At 72.7% G+C, this 6,000-nt stretch carries 6 protein-coding genes; 3 read left to right on the top strand and 3 right to left on the bottom strand.

Annotated elements, in window-relative coordinates; genetic code table 11:
* Nucleotides 1-523: VldE C-terminal domain-containing protein (locus J5X07_RS03135; protein WP_481736483.1), on the top strand; the 523-nt coding region annotated here is incomplete at its 5' end.
* Nucleotides 524-676: 153 nt separating this feature from the next.
* Here J5X07_RS03135 and J5X07_RS03130 read toward each other — a convergent pair.
* On the bottom strand, nucleotides 677-1,540 hold the full coding sequence (locus J5X07_RS03130; RefSeq protein ID WP_208478633.1) for a lysophospholipid acyltransferase family protein: 864 nt from the start codon (nucleotides 1,538-1,540) through the stop codon (nucleotides 677-679).
* A gap of 239 nt (nucleotides 1,541-1,779) precedes the next feature.
* Here J5X07_RS03130 and J5X07_RS03125 point away from each other — a divergent pair, with 239 nt between their 5' ends.
* Nucleotides 1,780-3,441: a DEDD exonuclease domain-containing protein gene (locus J5X07_RS03125; RefSeq protein ID WP_208478651.1), complete on the top strand. Its 1,662-nt coding sequence runs from the start codon at nucleotides 1,780-1,782 to the stop codon at nucleotides 3,439-3,441.
* Between the two features lie 13 nt (nucleotides 3,442-3,454).
* Here the strand turns inward: J5X07_RS03125 and J5X07_RS03120 are convergent, their stop codons facing one another.
* Nucleotides 3,455-3,898 (bottom strand): response regulator, encoded by a 444-nt coding sequence (locus J5X07_RS03120; RefSeq protein ID WP_124934778.1) that lies wholly within the window; start codon nucleotides 3,896-3,898, stop codon nucleotides 3,455-3,457.
* A gap of 192 nt (nucleotides 3,899-4,090) precedes the next feature.
* Between J5X07_RS03120 and J5X07_RS03115 the strand changes: the two genes are divergently transcribed.
* Nucleotides 4,091-4,714 carry a superoxide dismutase gene (locus tag J5X07_RS03115; protein ID WP_124934777.1) on the top strand — a complete coding sequence of 208 codons (624 nt, stop codon included), beginning with the start codon at nucleotides 4,091-4,093 and terminating at the stop codon, nucleotides 4,712-4,714.
* Between the two features lie 94 nt (nucleotides 4,715-4,808).
* On the opposite strand, the gene J5X07_RS03110 is transcribed toward J5X07_RS03115, so the two are convergent.
* Nucleotides 4,809-5,864, bottom strand: a complete 1,056-nt coding sequence (locus J5X07_RS03110; protein ID WP_208478632.1) for an FKBP-type peptidyl-prolyl cis-trans isomerase — start codon at nucleotides 5,862-5,864, stop codon at nucleotides 4,809-4,811.
* Nucleotides 5,865-6,000: the final 136 nt, after the last annotated feature.

Below are 6,000 nucleotides of genomic sequence, written 5' to 3'. Positions count from 1 at the left end.
CTACTACAACTCCAACTACAAGGGAGCCAGCCAGACCATCCCCGCAGGAGCCTCCGTCAACCTCGACCCCGCCCTGAAGAACAACAACGCCTCCCACCAGATCGGCACCGACACCACCAACACACCGCCAGCGGAATCGGGGGACCTCGATAACCCCCACGGCCCCGCCTGGGGATCCAACGGTGGCTACACCCCTCGGTCCCAGTGGCTCAAGGACAGGATCGAGCAGGAGTTCCCGAACGTGGAATGCAACACCTACAAGAGTGCCAAGAAGAGCTCCTCGCACTACACCGGCAATGGTCTGGACTGCTTCGGCAGTGCTGAGGACCGGGAGCGCGTGGCCGAGTGGACGAAGGACAACGCCCACAGCCTGAAGGTGTGGTACGTCATTCACGATCAGAAGATCTTCAGCCTCACCAGGCCCCAGGAAGGCTGGAAGAAGCAGAAGGACAGGGGCAGCGTGAGCGCCAACCACAAGGATCACGTGCACATCTCGCTGCAGGATCCGGATCACCAGTTCTGATCCAGCCGGGGACCACAGATCTGGATCCTCGGGGCCCACCGGCACAGCAAGGCCAAGATCCCTCTCGTGCCTTTGCTCCTGGTCTCGTAGGTCTGTCCTACGAGACCAGGAGCAAAGGCGCGAGAGGGTCAGAGCCCTGGGAACGCGCGTCCCTCAGCCGGCGGTCCCCGTGCCCGACTCCTCCTCGCCGGCCTCGCCGTCGCCCTCATCCGGGGGCTCGGGCACGCTCGCCTCCGGGGCGGGGCGGCCGCCGGGGGCGGAGACGGGCGCGGCGGCGGGTCGGCGCTGGGCCTGGGCCGCCAGCATCTCGGCGACCACCTCGTCGGCGGTCTTCTTCTCCGCGTCCATCGCGTTCTTGACATCCGCGGCGTACAGATCCACGTACTCCTGGCCGGACAGGGCCATGAGGGCGTACATGATCTCATCGGTGATCGAGCGCAGGACGAAGCGGTCGTTCTCCAGCCCCTTGTAGCGGGAGAAGTCCAGCGGCTCCCCGATGACGATCCCCACCCGGTGGCGGGTGGAGGGGATGGCCTGGCCGATGGGCTGGGCCAGGTTCGAGCCGATCATGGCCACCGGGACCACCGGGGCCCCCGTCGCCAGGGTGATCCGGGCCACGCCCGTCTTGCCGCGGTAGAGGCGCCCATCGGGGCTGCGGGTCCCCTCGGGGTAGATGCCGAACAGGTGCCCCGCGCGCAGGCGGTCGATCCCCGCCTGGAGGGCCGCCTGGGATGCCTTGCCCCCGCTGCGGTCCACCGGGATCGTGCCCACCGTCTTCATGAAGTTCTTCACCGCCCAGCCCTTGACCCCCTTGCCGGTGAAGTAGTCGGCCTTGCCGATGAAGGCCACCTCGCGGTCCACCAGCAGCGGCAGGAAGAAGGAGTCGATGACTGCCAGGTGATTGGAGGCCAGGATGGCGGCGCCCTCCGCCGGGATGTTCTCCTCCCCGCGGATCCAGGGCTGGTAGAGCATCTCCAGGGCCGGGCCGACTGTCGCCTTGATGGGTCCGTATCCCACGGGGCCTCCTGTCAACTACTGGGTCAGGCGGTCGCCGTGCGGGACCGGCATCACCAGGGGAGGATGAGGCCAGGACCGTCGGGCCGCTCGTGTATGGATACGAGTCTAGGTGCTGGGGGCGCATGCGCGCACCGGGTTGCGCGCCCGGGCCGGGCGGGCCCGGCGGCACGGATGTCGGTGCCCTGCCCTACCCTGCCCGGGTGAGCACTCCGCCGTCGACGCCGCCCCCGCCGGGGACGATGACGGCGCCTGCGGGCATCCAGGCCAGCCTGGAGGACCTGGGCACGCCCCTGAGCCACGTGACCTTCCTGGTGGTCGATATCGAGACCACTGGCGGCGCCCCCGGCGCTCACGCCCTGACCGAGATCGGGGCGGTCAAGGTGCGCGGCGGCCGGGTCCTGGAGGAGTTCTCCACCCTGGTCAACCCCGGGGCTGCCATCCCCGCCCAGATCACCGTGCTCACCGGCATCACCAACGCCATGGTCGCCGGCGCCCCCGCCGTCGGCGCCGCCATGGAGGCCTTCCTCGCCTGGGCCGACGGCGCAGCGCCCCGGGAGGAGACCGTGCTCGTGGCCCACAACGCGCGCTTCGACCTCAGCCACCTGCGCGCCGCGGCCCAGCACAGCGGCCGGGACTGGGCCGTGCCCCGAGTCCTGGACACCCTGGCCCTGGCCCGCCGGGCCTGGAGCCGCAGCGACGTCCCCAACCACCGGCTGGCCACCCTGGCCGCCTTCGTCGGCTCCCCCACCCGCCCCACCCACCGCGCCCTGGACGACGCCCGCGCCACCGTCGACGTCCTGCACGCGGCCCTGGAGGCACTGGCGCCCCTGGGGGTCACCCACCTGGAGGACCTGGCCACCGCCACCGACCCCGTGCCCGCGCGCCGGCGCGCCAAGAGCCGCCTGGCCGACCCCCTGCCCGCCTGCCCCGGCGTCTACCAGTTCTGCTCCGCGGCGGGCCAGGTGCTCTACGTCGGCAGCGCCGTGGATCTCAGGCGCCGGGTGCGCTCCTACTTCACCGCCGCGGAGAGGCGCCGCAAGGTGGCGCAGATGCTGGACACGACGGTGAGCGTGCGCCACATCGCCACCCCCACGCTCATCGAGGCGCGGGTGCGCGAGTTGCGGCTCATCGCCGAGCTCGATCCGCCGGTCAACCGGCGCTCCCGGGCCCCGCGCCGCCAGCCCTGGCTCCACCTGGCCCAGGGCCCGGGTGCCGAGCCCCGGCTGGCGCTGACCACCGTCCTGCCCACCGAGGAGGTCGGCCGCGCGATCGGGCCTTTCGCCTCGCGCGGCCGGGGACAGGAGGCCCTGCGCGCCGCCGAGTCGGTGCTGCGCCTGCGCCGCTGGGACGGCCACGGGCCTCGCCGGGTGCGCCGCGACGACGCCCCCGCCACCGCCGACCAGGCGGCCGCCTGCCTGTCGGGGCATATCGATCTGGTGGCCGCGCCCCTGCTGGAGCGCATCGCCGCCCTGGCCGCCGACCAGCGCTACGAGGAGGCGGGGGCCTGGACGCAGCGCCTGCGCTCCCTCCTCCACGGGGCGCTGCGGGCCGAGCGGGCCCGGCCCCTGCTGGCCTGCCCCCACCTCATCGCCGCCCGGCGCCGCCAGGGCGGGGGCTGGGAGCTCATCGCCGTGCGCTGGGGCATGCTGGCCGGGTCCATGTCCACCCCGCCCGGGGCGGACCCCCGCCCCGGGGTGGCGGCCCTGCGGGCCAGTGCCCGGGTCGTTGAGCGCCCCGAGCGCGTCGGGCAGGGCGCCAGCGCGGAGGAGACGCTCCTGCTGGCCGACTGGGCGCTCGATGAGGGGGCGCGCCTGGTCGAGGTCGAGGGCGACCCGCAGTGCCTGGCCTGGCCCCTGGGCTCGGCGGCGCGCCACCGCAAGGTGCTCGACGCCGAGCCGTGAGCCCTGGGAGCGCTCAGCCCGCGGGGACGACGCTCCCGGGCCGGGCCGTCAGCGCCGCGGTCACCGCCTCCTGGAGGCTCAGCGGATCCAGCGGCCGCGGGACGACGGCCTCGGCCTTGGCCCAGGCCGACAGCCAGGCGTCCTGGGGCCGGGCGGTCAGCAACACCACCGGCGGGCGCTGGTCGAGCTCGGTGAACAGCTCATGGGCCAGCCCCATGCCCCCCAGCTTCTTGGCCTCGGCGTCCAGGACCAGGGCGTCGAAGGGCGCCAGCCCCTCCTCACTGCGGTCCTTGATGGCCATGCGCACGCCCTCGGCCGTGGCGGCCTCCTTCCAGGACACCAGCGGCAGGCCCTTGGCGGGGCGCCGCCCGACGCCCTCGATGACCTCGCGGCGCACCGCGGCGTCGTCGGAGAAGACGAGGAGCTCGAGGCGCTGGGAAGCGGCCTGATGGGTCATGCGATCCTCCATGGTCGGCGCCCGGCGCGCGGGCCGTGCGTGGACAGGGCGTTCAGCGGTCAGTGTAATCACAGGCGGCCGGGGCCCGCCCCCTTCTCCGCCGCGGGGACTGCGCCTACCATCATCCTTGTCCGGGACTTCAGTCCCACCTATGTGGGCTGGAGCTTCATCGCCGAAGAAAGGCAGCCCTCGATGGCCGTTTACACCCTGCCCGAGCTCCCCTACGACTACGCCGCCCTGGAGCCCCACATCTCCGGGAGGATCATGGAGCTCCACCACGACAAGCACCACGCCGCCTACGTCGCCGGGGCCAACGCCGCCCTGGAGGCCCTGGCCGCCGCCCGCGAGAGCGGCGACCTGGGCGCCATCAACCTGTGGGAGAAGAACCTGGCCTTCAACCTGGCCGGGCACACCAACCACACGGTCTTCTGGAAGAACCTGTCCCCCAACGGAGGCGGCGAGCCCGAGGGCGAGCTGGCCGAGGCCATCAAGGACTCCTTCGGCTCCTTCGAGAGGTTCCAGGCCCAGTTCGCCGCGGCCGCCCTGGGCATCCAGGGCTCGGGCTGGGCGGTGCTGGCCTACGACACCATCTCCGGCAAGCTGGTGATCTTCCAGGTCTACGACCACCAGTCCAACCTGCCCCTGGGCGCCATCCCGCTGTTCCTGGTGGACATGTGGGAGCACGCCTTCTACCTGGACTACCTCAACGTCAAGGCCGACTACGTGGCCGCGATCTGGAACATCGCCAACTGGCAGGACGTCTCCGAGCGCCTGGCCGAGGCCGTGGCCAAGGGTGAGGGCCTCGTCCTGCGCTGAGCGGGCCGCAGGCAGGGCCTCGGCCCCGCGAACCAGGCGGTTCGCGGGGCCGAGCGCATCTGCGGGGCCGATCCGGCCGCCTCGGAGCGCCTGGTCAGAGCACCTGCTCGACATCCATGATGAAGGCGCCCGCCGGCACGCCGGTGGAATCATCCTTGGGCGCCAGGACGACCACGCGCGAGCCCGCGGGCACGCCCACCAGGCCCTTGAGCTGCTGCTCGTCGACGGCGATCACCTGGGGGGTGTTCTGCTCCCAGGTGGAGGAGGGCTGGCTGCCCTGCTGCTGGCCTGCCCCCGGCCAGGGCGAGCCGGCGATGTGGGCGAGGAACTGCGAGCCGACCTCCAGGGGCGCGCCACTGCCCCGGGCCAGGACGATGACCTCGTACTCGGTGGGCTCGGCGGCGCCCTCCTCGATGCTCAGGGTGGCCGCCTCGCCCAGGTTCCCGCTGACGCTCACGCCGCGCTCGGCCAGGGCCGCCTCGCCCTCCATCACCGCGTCCTTGGTGCCCGCGGCGATCTCCTCGGGGCTGCCGCCGCCCAGCACATCGACGAAGAAGACCAGGTCGCCCGTGGGCGGACCCTGCGGCTGGGACTGCTGCTGGGCGGCCTCCGGGCCGGTCGCCTGCTCCCCGTAGGCCAGCTCGCCGGGGATCGACATGAGCAGGCGGTCCCCCACATGGGCGCCCTGCAGGCCGCAGGTCCATCCGGGGATGACACCGGACAGGGAGAAGGCCATAGGGGTGGGGGCCGTGGTGGCCGAGGCGGTGGCGGAGGCGGGATCCGGCTTCCATGAGGTGTCGAAGGGATCCTGATCGCCCCACTTCCAGCCCACGTAGTTGACGACGACGGTGTCCTCGGCGGAGATCTCCGCGCCCTCGCCCTGCGAGAGGGTCTTGACGGTGAGGTTCTCGGGGGCCTCTCCCCCGCCCCAGGAGACCGCCGGCTCCTGGCCCTCGGAGCCCGAGAGGGTGGGCAGGGTCTTGGCGTCGGAGTCCACCGTCACCGTCGCGCAGTCCACCGGGGTGGGCGCTGCCACGGGCGCACTGCTGCTGGCGGTGGCGTCGGGCTCGGTGGAGGACTGCCCGCACCCGGCCAGGGTGAGGCAGGCCGCCAGGGCCAGGGTGGTCAGGGTCAGGGGCGTGCGACGCACAGGTGCTCCTTGAGATGAGGCGGTCGAAGAGGAGGGAGAGGGGCGTGCCCCCGGGAGGGCCGGGCAGGCGCGGGTTGGGCGGGCCAGGGCCCATCGTGCACGGCGCCGTCGGCCCCCAGCGGGAGCCGACGGCGCG

Source organism: Actinomyces bowdenii (assembly GCF_017592395.1).
Lineage (GTDB): Bacteria > Actinomycetota > Actinomycetes > Actinomycetales > Actinomycetaceae > Actinomyces > Actinomyces bowdenii.
Note: the sequence above shows the minus strand (reverse complement) of the source record. Positions and strands in the feature narration are given on the sequence as shown.